The organism is Streptomyces sp. NPDC048507 (assembly GCF_043199995.1).
Taxonomy (GTDB): Bacteria; Actinomycetota; Actinomycetes; order Streptomycetales; family Streptomycetaceae; genus Streptomyces.
Genome location: NZ_JBICWZ010000005.1, coordinates 252,988 through 274,392, shown reverse-complemented (window position 1 = coordinate 274,392; position 21,405 = coordinate 252,988). Strand labels below are relative to the sequence as shown.

General features: G+C 71.6%; 23 protein-coding genes and 1 riboswitch. Of the genes, 8 read left to right on the top strand and 15 right to left on the bottom strand.

Annotated features, from left to right (window positions below; translation table 11 throughout):
- Window positions 1-64: 64 nt before the first annotated feature.
- The 6 genes from ACGFXC_RS17250 (at window position 65) to ACGFXC_RS17225 (ending at window position 6,133) form a co-directional block, all read left to right on the top strand.
- On the top strand, window positions 65-769 hold the full coding sequence (locus ACGFXC_RS17250; RefSeq protein WP_393713547.1) for a L,D-transpeptidase family protein: 705 nt from the start codon (window positions 65-67) through the stop codon (window positions 767-769).
- Window positions 770-881: 112 nt separating this feature from the next.
- A complete protein-coding gene (locus ACGFXC_RS17245) occupies window positions 882-2,129 on the top strand; it encodes an Ig-like domain-containing protein (protein WP_393713545.1) in 1,248 nt (415 codons plus the stop codon).
- Window positions 2,130-2,216: 87 nt separating this feature from the next.
- Complete coding sequence (locus ACGFXC_RS17240) at window positions 2,217-2,984, top strand: enoyl-CoA hydratase/isomerase family protein (RefSeq protein WP_393713543.1); 768 nt, start codon at window positions 2,217-2,219, stop codon at window positions 2,982-2,984.
- Between the two features lie 167 nt (window positions 2,985-3,151).
- Window positions 3,152-3,760, top strand: coding sequence for an ATP-binding protein (locus tag ACGFXC_RS17235; protein ID WP_393713541.1), 609 nt, complete (start codon window positions 3,152-3,154; stop codon window positions 3,758-3,760).
- A gap of 391 nt (window positions 3,761-4,151) precedes the next feature.
- Window positions 4,152-4,949, top strand: coding sequence for a polysaccharide deacetylase family protein (locus ACGFXC_RS17230; RefSeq protein WP_393713539.1), 798 nt, complete (start codon window positions 4,152-4,154; stop codon window positions 4,947-4,949).
- Window positions 4,946-6,133, top strand: a complete 1,188-nt coding sequence (locus tag ACGFXC_RS17225; protein WP_393713537.1) for a YncE family protein — start codon at window positions 4,946-4,948, stop codon at window positions 6,131-6,133. Before ACGFXC_RS17230 ends, ACGFXC_RS17225 begins: the two co-directional genes overlap by 4 nt.
- A gap of 162 nt (window positions 6,134-6,295) precedes the next feature.
- Here the strand turns inward: ACGFXC_RS17225 and ACGFXC_RS17220 are convergent, their stop codons facing one another.
- On the bottom strand, window positions 6,296-7,537 hold the full coding sequence (locus ACGFXC_RS17220; protein ID WP_393713535.1) for a cytochrome P450: 1,242 nt from the start codon (window positions 7,535-7,537) through the stop codon (window positions 6,296-6,298).
- A complete protein-coding gene (locus tag ACGFXC_RS17215; protein ID WP_393713533.1) occupies window positions 7,518-8,267 on the bottom strand; it encodes a tRNA-dependent cyclodipeptide synthase in 750 nt (249 codons plus the stop codon). Before ACGFXC_RS17215 ends, ACGFXC_RS17220 begins: the two co-directional genes overlap by 20 nt.
- 256 nt (window positions 8,268-8,523) lie before the next feature.
- Here ACGFXC_RS17215 and ACGFXC_RS17210 point away from each other — a divergent pair, with 256 nt between their 5' ends.
- Window positions 8,524-8,736 carry an EF-hand domain-containing protein gene (locus tag ACGFXC_RS17210; protein ID WP_393713809.1) on the top strand — a complete coding sequence of 71 codons (213 nt, stop codon included), beginning with the start codon at window positions 8,524-8,526 and terminating at the stop codon, window positions 8,734-8,736.
- 48 nt (window positions 8,737-8,784) lie between these two features.
- Here the strand turns inward: ACGFXC_RS17210 and ACGFXC_RS17205 are convergent, their stop codons facing one another.
- Genes ACGFXC_RS17205 through ACGFXC_RS17185 form a run of 5 tightly spaced genes read right to left on the bottom strand, consistent with a single transcriptional unit; the run spans window position 8,785 to window position 12,024 of the window.
- Entirely contained in the window at window positions 8,785-9,336 is a 552-nt protein-coding gene (locus ACGFXC_RS17205; RefSeq protein ID WP_393713531.1) for a PadR family transcriptional regulator, read from the bottom strand.
- A 38-nt stretch (window positions 9,337-9,374) separates the two neighbouring features.
- Window positions 9,375-10,214 (bottom strand): energy-coupling factor ABC transporter ATP-binding protein, encoded by an 840-nt coding sequence (locus tag ACGFXC_RS17200; RefSeq protein WP_393713529.1) that lies wholly within the window; start codon window positions 10,212-10,214, stop codon window positions 9,375-9,377.
- On the bottom strand, window positions 10,211-10,960 hold the full coding sequence (cbiQ, locus tag ACGFXC_RS17195; protein ID WP_393713527.1) for a cobalt ECF transporter T component CbiQ: 750 nt from the start codon (window positions 10,958-10,960) through the stop codon (window positions 10,211-10,213). The genes ACGFXC_RS17200 and cbiQ overlap by 4 nt, the downstream gene beginning before the upstream one ends.
- A 3-nt stretch (window positions 10,961-10,963) precedes the next feature.
- Entirely contained in the window at window positions 10,964-11,320 is a 357-nt protein-coding gene (locus tag ACGFXC_RS17190) for an energy-coupling factor ABC transporter substrate-binding protein (protein ID WP_393713807.1), read from the bottom strand.
- A gap of 5 nt (window positions 11,321-11,325) precedes the next feature.
- Window positions 11,326-12,024, bottom strand: a complete 699-nt coding sequence (locus tag ACGFXC_RS17185; protein WP_393713525.1) for an energy-coupling factor ABC transporter permease — start codon at window positions 12,022-12,024, stop codon at window positions 11,326-11,328.
- Between the two features lie 27 nt (window positions 12,025-12,051).
- Window positions 12,052-12,245, bottom strand: a riboswitch (cobalamin riboswitch).
- A 275-nt stretch (window positions 12,246-12,520) separates the two neighbouring features.
- On the opposite strand from ACGFXC_RS17185, the gene ACGFXC_RS17180 reads away from it, so the two are divergent.
- Window positions 12,521-13,255: a flavodoxin family protein gene (locus ACGFXC_RS17180; RefSeq protein WP_393713523.1), complete on the top strand. Its 735-nt coding sequence runs from the start codon at window positions 12,521-12,523 to the stop codon at window positions 13,253-13,255.
- Between the two features lie 54 nt (window positions 13,256-13,309).
- On the opposite strand, the gene ACGFXC_RS17175 is transcribed toward ACGFXC_RS17180, so the two are convergent.
- The 8 genes from ACGFXC_RS17175 to gcvT all read right to left on the bottom strand — a co-directional run bounded on the left by ACGFXC_RS17175 (window position 13,310) and on the right by gcvT (window position 21,391).
- Window positions 13,310-13,846 (bottom strand): hypothetical protein, encoded by a 537-nt coding sequence (locus ACGFXC_RS17175; RefSeq protein ID WP_393713522.1) that lies wholly within the window; start codon window positions 13,844-13,846, stop codon window positions 13,310-13,312.
- A gap of 76 nt (window positions 13,847-13,922) precedes the next feature.
- Window positions 13,923-14,330, bottom strand: coding sequence for an SsgA family sporulation/cell division regulator (locus tag ACGFXC_RS17170; RefSeq protein ID WP_393713520.1), 408 nt, complete (start codon window positions 14,328-14,330; stop codon window positions 13,923-13,925).
- A 320-nt stretch (window positions 14,331-14,650) separates the two neighbouring features.
- Window positions 14,651-14,965 carry a hypothetical protein gene (locus ACGFXC_RS17165; protein WP_393713518.1) on the bottom strand — a complete coding sequence of 105 codons (315 nt, stop codon included), beginning with the start codon at window positions 14,963-14,965 and terminating at the stop codon, window positions 14,651-14,653.
- 211 nt (window positions 14,966-15,176) lie between these two features.
- The gene (locus ACGFXC_RS17160) at window positions 15,177-16,559 is read right to left on the bottom strand and encodes an L-serine ammonia-lyase (RefSeq protein ID WP_393713516.1); all 1,383 of its coding nucleotides are present in this window, start codon (window positions 16,557-16,559) and stop codon (window positions 15,177-15,179) included.
- 131 nt (window positions 16,560-16,690) lie between these two features.
- Window positions 16,691-18,346: an APC family permease gene (locus ACGFXC_RS17155; protein WP_393713514.1), complete on the bottom strand. Its 1,656-nt coding sequence runs from the start codon at window positions 18,344-18,346 to the stop codon at window positions 16,691-16,693.
- 156 nt (window positions 18,347-18,502) lie between these two features.
- Window positions 18,503-19,759 (bottom strand): serine hydroxymethyltransferase, encoded by a 1,257-nt coding sequence (gene glyA, locus ACGFXC_RS17150; protein WP_393713512.1) that lies wholly within the window; start codon window positions 19,757-19,759, stop codon window positions 18,503-18,505.
- Between the two features lie 17 nt (window positions 19,760-19,776).
- A complete protein-coding gene (gene gcvH, locus ACGFXC_RS17145) occupies window positions 19,777-20,160 on the bottom strand; it encodes a glycine cleavage system protein GcvH (RefSeq protein WP_393713511.1) in 384 nt (127 codons plus the stop codon).
- Between the two features lie 115 nt (window positions 20,161-20,275).
- Entirely contained in the window at window positions 20,276-21,391 is a 1,116-nt protein-coding gene (gene gcvT / locus ACGFXC_RS17140) for a glycine cleavage system aminomethyltransferase GcvT (protein WP_393713509.1), read from the bottom strand.
- Between the last annotated feature and the right edge of the window lie 14 nt (window positions 21,392-21,405).

The window sequence follows — 21,405 nt, the reverse complement described above, 5'->3', positions numbered from 1 at the left end:
GGCGCACGGCCCCCGCGGGTTGGCTGGGGCGCGACGGCCCCGCCGGCGGGCCCGAGGAGGACCGATGACCCCGCGCCCGACCCCGCGTACGGCCGCGGCGGCCGCCTTGGCCGCGCTCCTCGCGCTCGCCGCCCTGCCGGCGCCGGCCCTGGCCGCCGCCCCCGGGCCCGAACCGGCCTGCACGGCCGGCACCGGCCCCTACCAGCGGGAGCTGGAGGCCCATGTGGGGCGCCCCGTCGACGGGGTCCAGTCCCCGGCCGACTGCGCGGCCGTCCGCGCCTTCGAGCGCGCGAACGGCGTCACTCCCGCCGACGGGTACGCCGGTCTCGCCGCCTTCCGCACGATGACGGCCGTCGCCGCCCGCGCGAACCCCAACGCGGCGGGCCACTGTCCCGTCCGCGAGCACCGGGTGACCTGCGTCGACCTGGAGCGCCAGCTGCTGTGGGTGCAGAGCGGCCGCCGCGTCGTCTTCGCGCCGGTGCCCGTCCGGACCGGCCGCGACGAGCAGGAGACCCGGCCCGGCTGGCACGAGATCTACTGGCGGCACGAGGACCACTACTCCTCGCTCTACGACAACGCGCCCATGCCCTATGCCCAGTTCTTCGACGGCGGCCAGGCCCTCCACGGGCGGCCCGGGGACCTGTACGCGCACGGCGGCTCGGCGGGCTGCGTCAACCTCTCGGTGCCGGACGCCGAACGCCTGTGGAACCTGCTGTCGGAAGGGGACGCCGTCTACGTCTGGGGTACCAAGCCCGGCACCGACGACTGACGCATCCCCGGTGGCGCCACTTGGGACTGAACGGTGACACGACCGTGCCTTTTCGTACTCCGCCCGTGTGATTTCCTGTCGACAAGCGCGCGACTGTCCGTGCGCGGGGGACATGGGGAGAACACGAGTGAACCTGCAGCCGATACGCGGCCGCGTCCGCACCGGCCTGCCGGCCCTTGTGCTGGGGGCGGCCCTGCTGCTGACCAGCGCGTGCAGCGGCGGCGGAGACAACGGCGGGGGCGGCGGCGGGAGCGACGCCAAGGGGACGACGGCGGGGGCCAAGAGCGGCACCGAGGCCTCCAAGGCCAGCGTCAGCGTCAAGCCGGACGACGGGGCCAAGGAAGTCGCGACGAGCGGCGTCCTGAAGGTCTCCAGCACCGGCGGCAAGCTCAGCGCGGTGACGGTCGCCGACACCAAGGGCAACGCGGTGGAGGGCAAGCTGGCCGGCGACGGCCTGAGCTGGGAGCCCGCCCGCAACCTGGCCGCCGCCACCGAGTACAAGGTGCACGCGGTCGCCAAGGACGAGGCCGGCCGGGAATCCGCGAAGGACACCACCTTCACCACCCTCACCCCGCAGAACACCTTCGTCGGCCACTACACGCCCGAGGACGGTTCGACCGTCGGCGTGGGCATGCCCGTCTCCATCAACTTCACCCGGGGCATCACCAACACCGAGGCCGTCGAGAAGGCCATCACCGTCACGGCCGAGCCCTCCGTGCCCGTCGAGGGCCACTGGTTCGGCAACGACCGCCTCGACTTCCGCCCCGAGAAGTACTGGGCCGCGGGCACCAAGGTCACCGTGAAGCTCGCCCTGGACGGAGTCGAGGGCCGCCCCGGCGTCTACGGCAAGCAGACCCGTACGGTCACCTTCACGATCGGCCGCTCCCAGGTCACCACCGTCGACGCGAGCGCGCACACCATGCAGGTCGTCCGCGACAACCAGGTCCTCAAGGACATCCCGATCACCGCGGGCGCCCCGGCGACGACCACCTACAACGGGCAGATGGTCATCAGCGAGAAGTACAAGGTGACCCGGATGAACGGCGCCACCGTCGGCTTCGGCGGCGAGTACGACATCTCCGACGTCCCGCACGCGATGCGCCTTTCCAACTCGGGCACCTTCGTACACGGCAACTACTGGGCCCCCTCCAGCACCTTCGGCTCGGAGAACGTCAGCCACGGCTGCGTCGGCCTGGAGGACGAACGCGGCGCGGGTGACGACAGCACCCCCGCCGCCTGGTTCTACAACGAGTCCCTGATCGGCGACGTGGTCGTCGTGACGAACTCCAAGGACAAGCAGATCGCCCCGGACAACGGCCTCAACGGCTGGAACATGGGCTGGGCGGACTGGATCAAGTAGTCCCCTCCCCCTTCGACGCGCGTCGGCCCGGTGCTGTGACCCACGGCACCGGGCCGACCCGCGTTAACCGGCGCTAACCTACCCCGCATGACCATCTCTCTCGAAGTCTCCGAAGGCGTCGGCACCATCCTGCTGGACCGCCCGCCCATGAACGCCCTGGACGTCGCCACCCAGGACCGGCTGCGCGAGCTCGCGGTGGAGGCCACCGACCGCGCCGACGTGCGCGCGGTGGTCCTCTACGGCGGGGAGAAGGTGTTCGCGGCCGGCGCGGACATCAAGGAGATGCAGGTGATGGACCACGCGGCCATGGTCGCCCGGTCCCGCGGCCTCCAGGACGCCTTCACGGCCGTCGCCCGGATCCCCAAGCCCGTGGTCGCCGCCGTCACCGGCTACGCGCTGGGCGGCGGTTGTGAGCTCGCCCTCTGCGCCGATTACCGCATCGCCGCCGACAACGCGAAGCTCGGCCAGCCCGAGATCCTGCTCGGTCTGATCCCGGGGGCGGGCGGCACCCAGCGCCTGTCCCGGCTGATCGGCCCCTCCAAGGCCAAGGACCTCATCTTCACGGGCCGCATGGTCAAGGCCGAAGAGGCCCTGGCGCTCGGCCTGGTGGACCGCATCGTGCCCGCCGCGGAGGTGTACGCGCAGGCGCACGCCTGGGCCGCCAAGCTCGCACAGGGGCCGGCCCTCGCGCTGCGCGCCGCGAAGGAGTGCGTGGACGCGGGCCTGGAGGCGGACATCGACACCGGCCTGACCATCGAACGCACGTGGTTCGCGGGCCTGTTCGCCACCGAGGACCGCGAGCGCGGGATGCGCAGCTTCGTCGAGGAGGGCCCGGGCAAGGCGAAGTTCCTCTAGGGGTGCCACAGCGGCGGCGGAGCGGCGGAAGGGGCGTCGTCGCGCACCCCCTGCGGGTGGATTAGCCAGGCCTTAAGGGAACCTTAAGCGGGCCGGAAGATCCACTCACCGTGATCGCCGCACAGCTCAACGTCACCGCAGGTCAGGTCCGTTGTACGCGCTCCCGGTTGCCTTTCGCATATGCCGGGCCGCCCCTCCGGCGCCGGTGGCACCGGAGGGTGTATTCCCCGGGAACGGCCCGGACGGGCGTGTCGGCCGTCCATGATGGGTCCATGGCGGGCCTGGAGGGTGTGGAGCAGCCGCGGCAGCGCGGCGGCGCGTCGGCCGTGCGGCTCACGGCGGCGGTCGAGGACGAACGGGGCCTGAGGGCGCTGGAGTCGTGGGGGAACCCGGCCGAGGAGGAAGTGACGCTGCCGTCCATGCCGGAGTCCGCGAGCGCCGCCCGCCGGCTCACCCAGAGCGTGGTGATCCGCTTCTGGGGCCTCTCGCCGCAGATCGCCGAGCACGCCGTCCTGCTGGTCTCGGAGCTCGTCGGCAACGCGGTGCGCCACACCGGGGCGCGCACCTTCGGCTTACGGATGGTGCGCCGGCGGGGCTGGATCCGGGTGGAGGTGCGCGATCCCTCGCGCGGGCTGCCCTGCCTGATGCCGGTGCACGAGATGGACGTCACGGGCCGGGGGCTGTTCCTCGTCGACAAGCTGTCCGACCGCTGGGGCGCGGACCTGCTGCCGCGCGGCAAGATCACCTGGTTCGAGATGCGCGTCGCCGACCGTTAGGGCCGTACCGGCCCCGGAAAAGCCAGGAACCCCCTGTCGCCGTGATGGGGCGCTGCGGGGGTTCCAAGGGTGCGCCGAGGATCGATGGGGTGTGTGATCCTCGGCGGAGGACTTCGCTCGGGTCAAAGGGAAGCCGTGATTCCGACTATGGCAGACGAGGGTCCAAACGCCAAAAGTCCCAACTCGGACATAAGTGTGCATATCCTAAGAGTTTCCACCTAAATCTTAGGTGAGGTGGGCCACTCACCTCACATTCCATGAATAAGTATCCGCAGCTCTGTGTGAATCACCGACTACCCAGGGGGCGATCACCCACCCGGCCCTCCGGCGACGTAGGTCCCGAAAAGGGTCAATCGTTATCTTCTCGCCCATTCACCCCTTAAATGGGCAGGTGTTCTCACCACCAGGCCGCCGCGCGGCCCTGCGCGCGGGCGCCGCCGCCCTGGCCGGCCTCACCGCCGCCTGCGCGCCGGACCGGACCGCCGCCGGACCCGCCGCTTCCGCCCCCGCCTCCGCCCCCACCGGCCCGGCCCGGGCCAAGCCGGCCCCGGCCGGACCCGCCCCCGCGCCCCGCCGCTTCCCCGGCCAGCCCGTGGAGATCGGCCACGGACCGCGCGACCGTCCCGCCGTCGCCCTCACCTTCCACGGCAACGGCGACCCGGCCATCGCCCGCTCCGTCCTCGCCGAGGCGGAGAAGGGCGGCGCGCGGGTCACCGTACTGGCCATCGGCGCCTGGCTCGACGAGCACCCGGACATGGCCCGCCGGGTCCTGGACGGCGGCCACGAGCTCGGCAACCACACCCAGCGCCACCTGGCGATCAACGACCTGCCCGAGGCGGAGGCCTACGCCGAGATCACCGGCTGCGCGCAGCGGCTCAAACGGCTCACCGGCTCGATCGGCACCTGGTTCCGGCCCTCCCAGACCCAGTACGCCTCCCCGCTCGTCCGGGAGCTGGCCCAGCGGGCGGGCTACCCGCACGTCCTCTCGTACGACGTGGACTCACTCGACTTCACCTCGCCCGGCGCCGCGGCCGTCCTGCGCACCGTCACCGGGACGATCCACGGCGGATCGGTGGTGAGCCTGCACTTCGGCTACGCGGACACGGTCGACGCGCTGCCGCCCCTCCTCGAAGAACTCGCGCGCCGCAGGCTGCGCGCGGTGACCACCACGGAGCTGCTGACCTCATGACGACGAACCGCCTTCCCCGGAAGGCCACCGCGCTCCTCGCCGGACTGGTCCTCGCCGCCCTGGCGGGCTGCGGATCCGGCGCGAAGGGCGAACCGGAGGCGCTGGGCTCCAAGGGGCCGGCCCTCCCCGTCAAGGCCGTCCCGGCCGTCCCTCCGGGCCTCGCCGGGATGCCCCCGGTGCTCGACCCGAACGACGTGTACGCGGCGGACCGGCCGAACCGGCTGTCCCCGGTGGTCAAGGACTTCCCGTCGCGCGTCTACGTGCCGAACACCAACTCCAACACGGTGTCCGTCATCGACCCGGCCACGTACAAGGTCATCGACACCATTCCGGTCGGCATCCAGCCCCAGCACGTGGTGCCGTCCTGGGACATGAAGACCCTCTGGGTCAACAACAACCGCGGGCACACGCTCACCCCGATCAATCCGGCCACCGGTGAGGCCGGAGAACCGGTCGAGGTGCACGACCCGTACAACCTGTACTTCACGCCCAACGGGAAGTACGCGGTCGTCATGGCCTCCATGGACCGCGAACTCGTCTTCCGCGATCCGCACACCATGGACCGCGTGAAAACCGTCCCGGTGACCTGTTTCGGCGTCAATCACGCCGACTTCTCCGCGGACGGCCGCTACTTCATCGTGAGCTGCGAGTTCTCCGGCGAACTGCTCAAGGTCGACACCGAGAAGATGGAGGTCGTCGGCCAGCAGAAACTGCCCTTCGAGGGCGCGATGCCGCAGGACGTCAAGATCTCTCCCGACGGGAAGACCTTCTACGTCGCCGACATGATGGCGCACGGCATGTGGGTGCTCAGCGGCGACAAGTTCGACGTCCCCAAGCTGCTGCCCACCGGCAAGGGCTGCCACGGCCTCTACGTCAGCCGCGACTCCCGGGAGATGTACGTCTCCAACCGCGGCGAGGGCACCATCTCGGTCTTCGACTTCAAGGAGAACCGGCTCACCAAGAAGTGGGAGCTGCCCGACGGCGGCAGCCCGGACATGGGCGGCGTCTCGGCCGACGGCAAGGTGCTGTGGCTGTCCGGCCGCTACAACTCCGAGGTCTACGCGATCGACACCACCAACGGCAAGGAGCTGGCCCGGGTGCCCGTCGGCGACGGACCGCACGGCCTGGCCGTGTACCCGCAGCCGGGCCGCTACTCCCTCGGCCACACCGGCATCTTCCGCTAGGCGCCGGGCCCGCGCACGGGGTACGGCGGTGCCCCGGGAGCTCGCACAGCTCCCGGGACACCGGGTTCGGGGGCGGCGGGTCCGGCCCGGCCCGCTCGGCGGCTGGGCCGGCTCTTTCCGGATCTTGCCCGACCCGCGCCGGCGAGATCCGGAAGGGACGGCCTAGGCCCAGGCCACCGGCAGCCGCTCGGGCAGCCGCTTGATGAACCCCGTCCGCCAGACGAGGTTCTCCGCGGGGACGGCCAGCCGCAGCCCGGGCAGCCGCTCGGCCAGCACCTCCAGCGCGATCTCGGCGTGCGCCCGGCCCAGCGCGGAGGCCGGGCAGAAGTGCCGGCCGGCGCCGAAGGCGAGGTGGGCGTTGGCGGGCTCGCGCTCCAGGTCCAGCTCGTCGGGCCGCTCGAAGGCGGCCGGATCGAAGTTGGCCCCCTCCAGCAGGACCAGCACCAGGTCGCCCTCCTCGACCAGGACGTCCCCCACCCGGACGTCGGCCAGCGCGATCCGCGGCAGGCCGTCTCCCACGGACAGGTTCCAGCGCAGCAGCTCGTCCACCGCCCGGCCCGTGCGCTCCGGATGGGCGCGCAGGTACCCGATGAGCTCCGGGCGCTGGAGCAGGGCGAGGACCGCGAGGACCAGGAACGCGGACGTGGAGACCGCGCCCGCCCCGAAGAGGGACACGGCGACGGTCGCGAACATCTCGTCCGTCAGGTGCGCCGACTCGGGATCGGCCTCCCGCAGCGCGGCGAACCGGCCGAGGAGCCCCGTACGCTCCTCGGCGGGCAGCGCGAGCTGGGCCCGCAGGGCGTCGGCGAAGTGGCCGACGTCCTTGTACCAGTTGAGGGCGGAGTCGGCGAAGGGCTCGCGGGCGGTCATGAACGCGACGTCCAGCCCCGACATCAGCCGCCGCCACTCGGCGAAGGGCACCCCGAGGACCTGGCAGTGCAGGAACGCCGAGAAGGGGTCGGCGAACCCCGCCCGGAGATCCGCCGGCCCGCCCTCGGCGACGAGGGCGTCGATCAGCTCGCCCGCCATCGTGCGCAGTTGCTCCCGCAGGCCCGGCTGGCGCGGGTTGAGCGCCTTCATGACCGCGTTGCGCAGCCCGGCGCTCTGGATGTTCCCCATGTTGTTGACGACCTCGGGCGGGATCGTCAGCGCGTACTGGCGGGGCACCCCGGCGTTCGCGGTGTCCTTGAGGCTGAAGCGGTCGTCCTCCAGCACCTGCTTGGCCAGCGCGTAGCTGCTGACCAGCCAGGCCGGGTCCCCGGTCAGCGTGCGGACCCGGGCGACCGGCGCCTTCTCGCGCAGCCACGCGCACTCCTCGGGGAGCACGTCACCGCGCCGGGAGAGGGGGAAGTCGAGGAGCGGGCGGTCCCTCTCCTGCGTGCCCTCAAGCTGCTCGACGCTCATCGACGGTCCTTTCGGTGGGTGCGGTGGTGGGCGCGGCGGCCGCTTCGGGGCGTACGACGGCGTACGCCTGGTTGCGGGTCGCGCGCAGGCCGCCGCCCCGGGCGAAGAGGACGTCGGTCATCGGCATCTTGACGTGGTAGGCCGCCACCGAGGACGGCACGTCGAGAATGCTCGGGGTGTCCACGAAGAACGGCAGCTCCGCCGCCATGTAATCGAAACAGACCTGCAACTGGGCGTCCGTAATGGATTCACCCTCCGGCAACTTCGAGCCGACAAAGTGGAGGGCCATCTCCTCGCAGCCCTTACGGAATACGTCGTCCGTCTCCAGGAAATGCAGAACGCGTCGGTGCAGAAGTTGGTACACGGGATTGGACTGGAACTCGGAAAGTGCCCTCACGCGGATCTCGGCATGCTGGGGCGCTGATTCCTCGACGCCTTTGAGAATCCTTCTGCGGACCGCTTTGATCTCCTTCGCCGCACGCTTCTCCGCGTGTTCCCGGGTGTATCCGAAGGCGGCGAACATCCGGTCCACGTGGAGGTCCGCGTAGACGAAGTCGACCTGGGCGAAGCGGGTCGTGGCCCATCGGGCGAGGCTGGATATGCGCTCGGAGCTGAAGTAGCTGTTGCCAGGACTCACTCCGATGAGCACATGGTCGCCGTCTTCCCAGATATGGCGGCAGGTGCGAGTGAAGGGCAGAACTTCGAATGATGCGTCAGCTGTGATCGTCACCTGTGTGTGATCGCCCTTGTTGCCGCATGTCCCTGGGAGCCCTGCGCTCCTGGTGTGGCGGCAATGTCTGTACGTTATGCCGTGATCCCGGAGCGTGACAAGTGGAAGGCGTATTTCTTGGCTGGAATTATCACTTCCGCGTTACGGAAGGGTAATTGAATTTCTTTCTGCCGCCCGAACGGGACCCGCGGACGGCACCCGCCCGCGGTGGCGCTACCCTGAGCCGGTCAACAAGCACCAAGAAGGGGTGGACCCAGTGGCGGACATCGAGAGCGCGCGGGCGACGTTCAACAAGTTCGACGTGAACGGTGACGGCTTCATCACGGCCGACGAGTACAGCGCGGCCATGAAGGCGATGGGCGACGCGTTCGTCACCGCCGCGGTCGCGGACGCCGTCGTCGCCTCCAAGGACGCCAACGGCGACCGCCTGCTGAGCTTCGACGAGTTCTGGGCCGCCCTGAACGACTGAGGCCCCGCACCCCGCGCCCCCGCACCGGCCCCCGGTGCGGGGGCGCGCTCAGTTCCCGGGGGCCGCGCCGCCGTCCTCGACCTCTTCGATGGCCTCCGCGAGCCAGCTCAGCCAGAAGCCCTCCAGGGCGATCCCGCCGCGCAGCACCAGCCGGCGCAGCCGGTCCTCCACCGCGTCCCGGTCCGGCGGGAAGTCCCGGGCCTCGATGGCCTCGTACTTCGCCAGCTGCTCCCGGTGCAGCGCCAGATGGCGCCGCAGTTCCGGCCCCAGGCCCTGCAGCCCCACCACGCCCGCCGCGCGCAGCCGCAGCAGCAGCGCGTCGCGCATCGGCTTGGGGTCCTGGCTCTCGTCCACCCAGCGGGCCAGCTCCGCGCTGCCGTCGGGCAGCACCTCGTACTCCTTCTTCTGGCCGCGCACGGGCCCCTCGCTGGGCAGCGCCCGGATCAGCCCGGCCTCCTCCAGCCGCCCGAGCTCCCGGTAGATCTGCTGGTGGGTCGCCGACCAGAAGTATCCGATCGACCTGTCGAAGCGCCGGGTCAGTTCCAGCCCCGACGAGGGCTTCTCCAGCAGGGCGGTGAGGATGGCGTGCGGCAGCGACATGCGGCCATCCTAGGTTTGCCGCTGACCGGCCCGCGGCGCTACGTCGCGGGCGCGCCCGTGCGCCAGGCGGCCAGTTCCTCCGGGACGCGGGGGCCCGGGGCCCGCGCGGCGAGCAGCCCGCGGGCGCGCAGCAGGGCGGTCACGGCCGGGGACCAGGCCTGGCGCAGGCCGGCCGAGGCCAGCAGCTCCGGGTCGGCCAGCAGCTCGCCGGCCGGACCGGTCCGGATGCCCGCCGGGGTCAGCACCGCCGCGTCGTCGGCCCAGCGCACCGCGAGGTCCACGTCGTGGGTGGCCATCACCACCGTGGTGCCCGCCGCGCGCAGGCCGGCCAGCACGTCCAGCAGCCGCTCCTGTCCGTCCGGGTCCAGTCCGGCCGTCGGCTCGTCCAGGATCAGCACGCGCGGGGCCATCGCCACCGCGCCCGCGATGGCCGCCCGCTTGCGCTGTCCGTACGACAGGAGGTGGGTCGGCCGGTCCCGCAGCGCGGTGATGTCCAGCGCGGCGAGGGCGGCCCCGACCCGCTCGCGCACCTCCGGCAGGGGCAGCCGCAGGTTCATGGGCCCGAAGGACACGTCCTGTTCGACGGAGGCCGCGAAGAGCTGGTCGTCCGGATCCTGCACCACCAGCTGCACCGAGGTCCGCAGCCGGGTCAGCCCCGCCCGGTCGTGGGCCACCTCGGCGCCGTCCAGGCGCAGCGTCCCGCTCGCGGGCCGCAGGCCCCCGCTGAGCAGCCGCATCAGCGTGGTCTTGCCGCTGCCGTTGCGGCCCAGCAGGACCAGGGCCCGGCCCTCCTCGATCCCGAAGTCCACGCCGGACAGCACGGCCGGCCCGTCCTCGTAGGCGTAGCCCGCGCCGGCCAGTTCCACCACCACGCTCACAGGTACAGCTCCTTCAGTACGAGGGTCCCCGCGACCAGGGCGGCCAGCAGGGCGGCGGAGGCGGTGAGGAACCGCCAGGACAGCGACGCCTGCGGTACGAGGACCCGCAGCGCGCCGTCGTAGCCGCGCCCGGCCAGCCCCTCCTGGAGCCGGGCGGCGCGGTCGAAGGCCCGGACGAAGGTGGTCGCGGCGAGCCCGGCCAACGAACGCCACACCGCGGCCCGGCTCGTCTGCCCGAGCCGGGCCGCCTGGGCCCGGCGGACCTGCGCCATGGAGTCCAGCAGCAGGAAGCCGATCCGGTACATGACGAGGGCCACGTCCACCACCGGGGCGGGCACCCCGGCCCGCACCAGCCGGGGCAGCACGTCCGAGACCGGGGTGGTGAAGGCGAACAGCAGCACGCCGAGGGAGGCCGCCGAGGTGCGCAGCAGCAGCTCCGCCGCGTGCCGGGGCCCGTCCGGGGCGAGGGCGACGAAGCCGTCCGGGCCGCCCAGCGAGATCAGCAGCGGCAGCGCCCCGGTCACGCAGAAGCCCAGCGGCACCCGGAAGGCCCGCCACAGCTCGCGGCCCGCCACCCCGGCCGGGCCCAGCAGCACGGCGAGGGTGGCGGCGGCGACCAGCGGCCCGCCGGGCCAGGGCGGCAGGCACACGGCGGTGACCGTCAGCCCGAGTCCGAGGAGGGCCTTCTCCAGCGGGTGCCGGCCCCGCCAGCGGCTGCCGTGGGCCGCCACGTCGATCGGCAGCACCGCCTAGGCCTCCGGCGCGCAGGCCGCCGAAGGGGCCTGCGCGGGGCCCGGTGCCGCCGCCTGGGCCAGGCCCTGGCGGCGGCCCTTGCGGACCCCGAAGTAGTACGCGAGCACGCCCGCGCCGAGCGCCGCCTGGAGGGCGAACAGCGCCGACTCGACCTCCCCGGAGGGGGGTTCGTACAGCGGGGAGAACCAGGGCTCGTAGTCCGGCTTCAGTTCCGTGATGGCCGACTCCGCCTGCGCGTCCGCGCCCGCGAACGGCTCTTCCTTGCCGTCGCCGAGTCCCAGCGCGAGCGGGAGCACGGCGAGGGCCGCCACCACGAGCAGCAGCAGGGTGTTGATCTTCGCGTTCCGGGTCATCGCCATCAGAGCGCCGCCTCCCGCTTCGCCGGCGTGCCGCCGGTCAGCTTCGCCACGCCGAGCCGGACCAGGTCGGACCTGCTGGACTGCATCAGCAGCCGCATCACGAGGACGGTCAGCAGTCCCTCGCTCACCGCGAGCGGGATCTGGGTCAGGGCGAAGATGCCCGCGAACTTCTCCAGCGAGCCCAGGAACCCGCCGGCCGGGTCGGGGAAGGCCAGCGCCAGCTGGACGGAGGTCACGCAGTAGGTGACGAGGTCGGCGACGAACGCCCCGGCGAAGACGGTCACCATCAGCGGCGCCCCGGAGGTGCGCAGCAGCCGGTAGGCGGCGTAGCCGGCCCAGGGGCCCGCGATGGCCATCGAGAACACGTTGGCGCCGAGCGTGGTGAGTCCGCCGTGCGCGAGCAGCAGGGCCTGGAAGAGCAGGGTGATCGTGCCCAGCACCGCCATGATCGGCGGCCGGAACAGGATGGCCCCCAGCCCGGTTCCCGTCGGGTGCGAGCAACTGCCCGTCACCGAGGGGATCTTGAGTGCGGAAAGGACGAAGGTGAACGCGCCGGACGCGCCGAGCAGCAGGGTGCTCTCCGGGTTGGCCTTCACCTCGCGGGTGAGGGCGCGGACACCGTGGACGACGAACGGGGCGGACGCGGCGCCCCAGGCGGCCGCGTGCAAGGGGGGCAGGAACCCCTCGGCTATATGCATGGTCGGGAGACCTCTCCAGCACCTCGTGGATGGACGACGTGCCCCGGCCGGTCTCCTGGCTCACGGGTTGATGCCCTGTCTCCGCCTTCCCGGGCCCCTGCGGATTCCCGCGCGGGCCCAGTGGCTTCCCGCAGGAGTGGAGCCGGACTTCCCGATCACAGTGGCGAGGGCCGCACCGGTTTTGCACCGGTTTCCCGAACACCAAGGCCCGCTGACCCTAGTCGCCCGCACGGACCGGTAACAACCCGCCCCGGGCCCGCCGGGCGGCAGGGCGGATTCCGCTTGATGCTCACCCACGGTGGCGCCGGCGCCACCGTCCGCACCAACCGGCCCGCCCGAAGGGGGAGTTCCGCCCACCCCTGCTCCCGGGGACCGGTTGTCCCGGTCGCCCGCGCCGTTCCGCACCCGGCCGCGAGGAGGGTCCCGTCCGGGGGCCGCGGCCCGGACGGGCGCACCCGGCTGGCGTCCCGTCCGTCCCGGGGCGAGGGTGGGAGGCGTGCCAGCCGACTCCTCCGCGCCCGCCGGGTCCTTCGACTACTCGGACCTCTCCGCCGTCTACGTCAACTGCACCCTCAAACGCTCGCCCGAGACCAGCAACACCGAGGGCCTGATCGCCAGGAGCCGCGCCGTCATGGAGGCGGCCGGAGCCCGGACCTCACTGATCCGGGCCGTCGACCACGACATCGCCACCGGTGTCTGGCCCGACATGACCGAACACGGCTGGGAGAGCGACCAGTGGCCGGTCCTCTACAGCCAGATCATGGACGCCGACATCCTCGTGCTCTGCGGCCCGATCTGGCTCGGGGACAACAGCTCCGTGATGAAGCAGGTCATCGAGCGGCTCTACGCCTGCTCCTCGCTGCTGAACGACCGGGGCCAGTACGCCTACTACGGACGCGTCGGCGGAGCGCTGATCACCGGCAACGAGGACGGGGTCAAGCACTGCGCGATGAACGTCCTCTACAGCCTCCAGCACCTCGGTTACGCGATCCCGCCGCAGTCCGACGCGGGCTGGATCGGCGAGGCCGGGCCCGGTCCCTCGTACCTGGACCCGGGATCGGGCGGTCCGGAGAACGACTTCACCAACCGCAACACCACCTTCATGTCCTGGAACCTGATGCACCTGGCCGCTCTCCTCAAGCGAGCCGGGGGCTTTCCCGCGCACGGCAACCAGCGCTCCCTGTGGGACGCGGGCTGCCGCTTCGACTTCCCCAACCCCGAGCACCGCTAGAACCGGACGGGGCCGCCGCGTGCCGTGCGGGCTCCGCGGCGGCCGCCGTCCCGTTCAGCAGGTGTTCGGGTGCGCGATGTCCACCACGTAGCGCTCGGGCGAGTGCAGGACGCTGGTGGTGAAGGCCGGCGGGGTGTCGAAGGCGGCGCCGAAGGTCACGTACCCCTCGTAGTCGCCCGTGAGGGCGAGGCCCTTGAGCTTGCTGAGGTGGATCTGCTGGAGCCGAGGGCCCTGGTAGACGTTCTGCCCCGCGTCGTCGTGTCCGGCGGCGGGGTGCAGGCGGATCTCCAGGAAGTGCTTCCCGGCGAGCGGGACGGGCTTGCCGGACCCGTCGTAGACCAGCTGGGAGACGGGAGTGACGGTGACCGGCGGGGCGGCGCCCTGGAGGTCGATGACGATCCGGTCGTACGTGCAGTGACCGCCCCAGCGGGCGTTGACGACGAGCGGCGTCTGGGTGCGGACCGACGGTGCGGCGGCCGCGCCGGAGGCGGCGGCCGAGGCGGGCGCGCTGAGCGCGAGCCCGGTGACGAGCAGGGCGCCCGTGGCCAGGGCCACGGTCCGGCGACGGCGCGTGCGGTACGGGTGACGCATGACGTCCCCCCGATTCTCGTGAGACGGGGACTGGCCTGTCACCGGGAAGGACATCGTGGGGGGCCCGGCGGTTCCCTCAGTGCGCCAGCAGCGCGCTCAGCTCCGCGTCCAGGTCGTAGTGGCGCCGCTCCTGGCCGCGCGGGACCAGCTCGGTCATCCGCCGGCACAGCTCCCGCACGTCCTTGGCGCGGGCGGAGACCACACAGCTCTGCGCGCCGTTGCTGAAGGCGAGGAACACGCGCGGTTCGGTGCCCCGGCGCAGCGGCCACACCTGTATGTCGCCCTCACCGGTGCCGCAGGTCTGCCCGTCCAGGAGCAGCTCCCGCGAGAAGACCCAGCGGGCGAGGTGCGCCCCGGCGCCGCGGAAGTCGACGGCCAGCTCGTACGGCCGGTCCGTGCGGTAGACGAAGGCGCCGGTCAGGGGGACGGACAGCGGTACGGCCTCCAGCCGCAACGGCAGGACGCGGTGTTCGGTGGTGGCCATGGTGGCTCTGCCTCTCTTCGCGCGGTGGGCCCTCACGTGCCCCCCTTCGGGCACGCTAGCCGACGCGTCCGGCACTCCCCGGGGCCGAAGGTCCCGAGCCGGACGGGCCGCTCGGCCCGATTCCGGGCCCCTCCCGGGGCCCGCGGGCGCCCGCCCCGCGGCCGCGGCGGGCCGGTCGCGCCCCCAACGGTCCACGGGCGGGCCGCACTTGGAGCCGGATGCGGTGCACCCGCGCGCCCGATCGTAGCCGGGACGCGGACGAGCCCGCCCTCCGGGGGAGAGCGGGCTCGAAGGGCCTGCGGCGGCAGGCCGCGCGACCGCTACGGAAGCGGGTTGTAGACCAGCGACTCGTGCGAGTTCGACTGCCCGATGGCGGTGAAGCCGGAGCCGTTGGACTGTGCGCCGTTGTTCTGGTTGGACGCCCCGAAGCCGGACGCGACCTGCTGCGCGGTGGAGGAGTTGCCGAGGTTGCTGCCGCCGACTCCGCTGCCGAGGATCTCGGCGAGTGCCGCGTTCGAGGCGGTGCCCGCCGCGCCGGCCCCGTTGTCCGCCTGCGCCACGCCTCCGAGGAAGGCGAGGGCGAGGGGGAGCGATGCGACAGCCGCCATCACACGGATGCTGCGGATGCTTGCCATGGTGAAGTCCTCCAGTACGCAAAACAGCAAGGTTCCAAGGCGGTTGGCCGACCGCCAGGGGGATTGCGACGTCGTGGGACCAGACTTGCGTACGTGATCATCAAGAAACCAGCCCAGACCGCCTTCTTCCCCCGCAAGCGTGATCAACTCGGTTCAAACATCGAACCGCAGGGAATTTCGCCGACGCGGGACGAAAGCGGCCGGGGCGGGGTCAGCACTCGATGACGTTGACCGCGAGACCGCCGCGGGCGGTCTCCTTGTACTTGACCTTCATGTCGGCGCCGGTCTCCTTCATGGTCTTGATGACCTTGTCGAGGGAGACCTTGTGGCTGCCGTCGCCGCGCATCGCCATCTTGGCGGCCGTCACGGCCTTCACGGCGGCCATGCCGTTGCGCTCGATGCAGGGGATCTGTACGAGGCCGCCGACCGGGTCGCAGGTCAGGCCGAGGTTGTGCTCCATACCGATCTCGGCGGCGTTCTCCACCTGCTCGGGGGTACCGCCCAGCACCTCGGCGAGCGCGCCCGCCGCCATCGAGCAGGCCGAGCCGACCTCGCCCTGGCAGCCGACCTCGGCGCCGGAGATGGAGGCGTTCTCCTTGAAGAGCATGCCGATCGCGCCCGCGGCGAGCAGGAAGCGGACCACGCCGTCCTCGTCCGCGCCCGGCACGAAGTTCATGTAGTAGTGCAGGACCGCCGGCAGGACGCCCGCGGCGCCGTTCGTCGGCGCGGTGACGACCCGGCCGCCCGCCGCGTTCTCCTCGTTGACCGCCATCGCGTAGATCGTCGTCCACTCGCTGCGGTGCATCATCGGGTCGCCCTCGGTGCGCAGCTGGCGCGCCGTGGAGGCGGCGCGGCGCTTGACGCGCAGCCCGCCGGGGAGGATGCCCTCGCGGGACATGCCCCGCGAGACGCACGCCTGCATGACCCGCCAGATCTCCAGGAGGCCCTCGCGGATCTCCTCCTCGGTGCGCCAGGCCTTCTCGTTCTCCAGCATCAGGGAGGAGATCGACAGGCCCGTCTCGTTGGCGAGGCGCAGCATGTCGTCGCCCGAGCGGAAGGGGTACTTCAGCACGGTGTCGTCGAGCTTGATCCGGTCCTCGCCGACCGCGTCCTCGTCCACGACGAACCCGCCGCCGACCGAGTAGTACGTCTTCTCCAGCAGCGGGGTCCCGGACTCGTCGTAGGCGAAGAGCGTCATCCCGTTCGCGTGGTACGGCAGCGAGCGGCGGCGGTGCAGGATCAGCTGGTTCGGCTCGTCGAAGGCGATCTCGTGGACCTCGCCTATCTCCGCGCCCAGCAGCCGCAGGCGCCCGCTCCGGCGGATGCGCTCCACCTCGGCGTCGGCGGTCTCGACGTTCACCGTGCGGGGGGAGTGTCCCTCCAGGCCGAGCAGGACGGCCTTGGGGGTGCCGTGGCCGTGGCCGGTCGCGCCGAGCGAGCCGAAGAGCTCGGCGCGCACGGACGCGGTCTGGGCGAGGACGCCGTCCTTCTTCAGCCGCGTCACGAACATGCGCGCCGCCCGCATCGGTCCGACCGTGTGGGAGGAGGACGGGCCGATGCCGATGGAGAAGAGGTCGAAGACGGAGATGGCCACTGGCGGACTCCCTTGTCTGCTCGTGGGTGGGGAGGGGGCAGGGGTGGTGGATCAGGGGTGGATCTGCGGATTTTGTCCGGCAGACGAGCGTAACGCGTGCAGGTGAACGGTTCGGCTCCCGGACGGGTCGGTCAGACGTGGGTCAGCTCGTGCTCCGGTGCCGTGGAGCCGTCGCCGGGGCCTACGGAGCCGTCCAGGACCGGGTCCGGGCCGGGCAGGCCCGCGTGGTGGGCCCGGACGCCGGCCCGTACCGCCCAGAAGTACGTGACGAGCGCCATGGCGGCCACCAGGGCGATGTCGACGCCCCCGGGGAGCACGCCGCGGCCGCCGAAGTCGGTGGAGCCGAGGAAGGACAGCAGGGACAGGGCGCCGAGGAAGAAGACGATCCACCAGGCGGGGGCGAACTGGCGGCCCAGGTCCTTCTCGCCCTTGCGGGCCAGGACCAGCGCGGCGACCGGGGCGGCCAGCAGGGTCAGGGCGGTGACGATGCCGGTGTTGGGCCACTTGGACCAGTACAGGGCGCAGGCGGCGAAGACGAAGGTCAGGGGGCACAGGAGCTTCGCGGCGGGCAGCCGGAAGGGGCGGGGCAGGCCGGGCTTGGTGCGGCGGAAGACGCCGACCGCGACCGGGCCGATCAGGTACGAGATCACCATCGCGGCCGAGATGATCGGGGCCAGGGTCTTCCAGCTGTGGCCGACGGTCACCAGCAGCAGGACGGAGAAGCCGAGGTTCGTCCACATCGCCGGGCGGGCGGTGCCGTAGACGGGGTGGGTCTGCTTGAGCCGCTTGGGGAAGAACCCCGTCTCGGAGAGGTTCTGCACCATGTACGCGGCGGAGGCCACGTTGGCGATGTTGGAGCCGGCGGGGGAGATGAAGGCGCCGAACTGGAGCATCACCACGACCCAGTGGATCATGAGCAGCTTGGCGAGCTCGGCGAAGGGGCTGTTGAAGTTCACGCCCGACCAGCCGCCGGCCTGGGCCAGGTGCTCCGGCGGTACGGAGCCCAGGAAGGCCGTCTGGAGGGCGAGGTAGATCACCAGGCCCAGGGAGAGCGCGCCGACCAGGGCGATCGGGATGGCCCGGCCCGGGTTCTTGGCGGCGCCGCCGAGGTTGACGACGGCCTGGAAGCCGTTGAAGGCGAAGACGACGCCCGAGGTGGTGACGGCGGTCAGGACGGCCGTCCAGCCGTTCGGGGCGAAGCCGCCGTGGGCGGTGAAGTTCTCGGTGTGGAAGCCGGAGGCGATCAGGGCCGCCACGGCCAGTACGGGGATGGCGAACTTGACGAGGGTGAGGGCGGCGTTGATCTTGGCGAGCAGCTGGACCGACCAGTAGCAGGACAGCCAGAGCAGGAGGGTCAGGCCGAGCGCCACCGCCATGCCGAAGGCGGTCAGCTGGTGGGACTGCGCGTCGACCAGGTCCTTGGCCCAGGAGAAGCTCCAGGAGGACATGTACTGCGTCGCGGCGATCGATTCGATGGGGATCAGCGAGGCCACCGCGATCCACACCGCCCAGCCGGTGATGAAACCGAGCACCGGCCCGTGCGAGATGGCGCCGTAGCGGGCCATGCCGCCGGGGATCGGATAGGCCGCGCCCACCTCCGCGTAGGACATGGCGATCATGCCGATGAACACCGCGCCGATGACCCAGGCGACGAGCGCCGCGGGACCCGCGACCTGTGCGGCCGTACCGGCGCCGAAGAGCCAGCCGGACCCGAAGATCGAACCGATGCCGATCATGATCAGCGCGAAGAGACTGAGGCCCTTCCGGTTCGCTGCGCTCATGTCCATGGGGTGGGTGTCCGTCCTGAAGAGGATTCCTTTATGTGCAGGCTATTTGCCGTTTTTTGAATGTTTCAGGGGCAATGGGTGGCATAAGTCGGGGACATTGGTCACGAAAAGGGCCCGGCCCTGTGGAAAACACGGCCGGGCCCTCCCCCCTCGCCGTTACAGGGAGGGGTACAGCGGGAACTTCGCGGCGAGCGCGGAGACGCGCGCCGAGAGGTCCGCGGCGTCGAAGTCGGGCTTCAGGGCGGCGGCGATGATCTCCGCGACCTCGGCGAACTCCTCGGCGCCGAAGCCCCGGGTGGCGAGCGCCGGCGTGCCGATGCGCAGGCCGGAGGTGACCATCGGCGGACGCGGGTCGTTCGGGATCGCGTTCCGGTTGACCGTGATGCCGATCGAGTGGAGGCGGTCCTCGGCCTGCTGGCCGTCCAGCTCGGAGTTGCGCAGGTCCACCAGGACCAGGTGCACGTCGGTGCCGCCCGACAGGACGGAGACGCCGACCTCGGTGACGTCCGGCTGCACCAGGCGCTCGGCGAGGAGCTTGGCGCCCTCCAGGGTGCGGACCTGGCGCTCCTTGAACTCCTCCGAGGCGGCGACCTTGAAGGACACGGCCTTGGCGGCGATCACGTGCTCCAGCGGACCGCCCTGCTGGCCCGGGAAGACCGCGGAGTTGATCTTCTTGGCCAGCTCCTGCGTCGACAGGATGACACCGCCGCGCGGACCGCCGAGGGTCTTGTGCGTGGTGGTGGTGACGACGTGGGCGTGCGGCACCGGGTTCGGGTGCAGGCCCGCGGCCACCAGGCCGGCGAAGTGCGCCATGTCGACCATCAGGTACGCGCCGACCTCGTCCGCGATGCGGCGGAAGGCGGCGAAGTCCAGCTGGCGCGGGTAGGCGGACCAGCCGGCGACGATCAGCTGCGGCTTGGACTCCTTGGCGAGGCGCTCGACCTCGGCCATGTCGACCTGGCCCGACTCGTCGACGTGGTACGGAACCACGTTGTAGAGCTTGCCGGAGAAGTTGATCTTCATGCCGTGGGTCAGGTGACCGCCGTGGGCCAGGTTCAGGCCCATGATCGTGTCGCCCGGCTTCAGCAGCGCGAACATCGCGGCGGCGTTCGCCTGCGCACCGGAGTGCGGCTGGACGTTCGCGGCCTCGGCGCCGAACAGCGCCTTGATGCGGTCGATCGCGATCTGCTCGACCACGTCGACGTGCTCGCAGCCGCCGTAGTAGCGGCGGCCGGGGTAGCCCTCGGCGTACTTGTTGGTCAGGACCGAGCCCTGGGCCTCCATGACGGCGACCGGAGCGAAGTTCTCCGACGCGATCATTTCCAGGGTCGACTGCTGGCGCACGAGTTCGGCGTCGACGGCGGCGGCGACGTCCGGGTCGAGCTCGTGGAGAGGGGTGTTCAGTACGGACATCAGGATCCCCTGGGGTCTCAGTTGTCGGAGTGGGTGAGCGCGGCGTACTCGTCGGCGGAGAGCACGTCCTTCGGCTCCTCCGAGAGGCGCACCTTGAACAGCCAGCCACCCTCGAAGGGAGCGGAGTTCACCAGCGACGGGTCGTCCACGACGTCCTGGTTGGCCTCGACGACCTCGCCGGAGACGGGGGAGTACAGGTCGCTGACCGACTTGGTCGACTCCAGCTCGCCACAGGTCTCGCCCTCGGTGACGTTGTCGCCGACCGCGGGGAGCTGGGCGTAGACGACGTCACCGAGCGCGTTGGCCGCGAACTCCGTGATGCCGACCGTCGCGACGCCGTCGACGGCGTCCGACAGCCACTCGTGCTCCTTGGTGTAACGCAGCTGCTGGGGGTTGCTCATGACCTGATTCTCCTGGATGCGGGGGAGTGGATGTGAACAGTGGTCTCGCGTACCGGGACGGGCGCACGGGGCGCCGGAACCGCCGTGCGGCCGGCCGGCCCCACGGCGGCGGTGACTACTTCTGCCGCTTGTAGAACGGCAGCGCCACGACCTCGTACGCCTCATGCCTACCGCGAATGTCCACGCCGACGCCGGAGGTGCCGGGCGCGGCGTGCGCCGCGTCGACGTACGCCATGGCGATCGGCTTGCCCAGGGTCGGGGACGGGGCGCCGGAGGTGACCTCGCCGATCACCCGGCCCCCGGCGACGACGGGGAACCCGGCGCGCGGGACGCGGCGGCCCTCGGCGATCAGGCCGACCAGCTTGCGCGGCGGGTTCGTCCCGGCGCGCTCGGCGGCGGCCTCCAGCGCGGCGCGGCCGACGAAGTCCCCCTCCTTCTCGAACTTCACGACCCGGCCCAGGCCCGCGTCGAAGGGGGTGAGCGCGGTGGTCAGCTCGTGCCCGTACAGCGGCATGCCCGCCTCCAGGCGCAGCGTGTCGCGGCAGGACAGGCCGGCGGGCACCAGGCCGGCACCCTCGCCCGCCTTCGTCAGCGCCTGCCACAGCTCCACGGCGTGCTCCGGGGAGACGAACAGCTCGAAGCCGTCCTCACCGGTGTAGCCGGTGCGCGCGATCAGCGCGGGCACGCCCGCGACGGTGCCCGGGAGGCCCGCGTAGTACTTCAGGCCGTCCAGGTCGGCGTCGGTCAGCGACTTCAGGATGCCGGGGGACTCGGGACCCTGCACGGCGATCAGCGCGTAGGCGTCGCGGTCGTCGCGCACCTCGGCGTCGAAGCCGGCGGCCCGCTCGGTGATCGCGTCCAGCACGACCTGGGCGTTGGAGGCGTTGGCGACGACCATGTACTCGGTCTCGCCCAGGCGGTAGACGATCAGGTCGTCCAGGATCCCGCCGTCCTCGCGGCAGATGTGCGTGTAGCGGGCGCGGCCGACGCCGACGGTGGAGATGTTGCCGACCAGCGCGTAGTCCAGCACCTTGACGGCCTCGGGGCCGGTCAGCGTGATCTCGCCCATGTGGGACAGGTCGAAGAGGCCGGCCTTGGTGCGCACGGCGTTGTGCTCGTCGCGCTCACTGGCGTAGCGCAGCGGCATGTCCCAGCCCGCGAAGTCGGTCATGGTCGCACCGAGCTGGCGGTGCAGCGCGTCGAGCGCGGTCAGGCGGGGGGCAGTGCTCATGGGTGTGGCTCCCG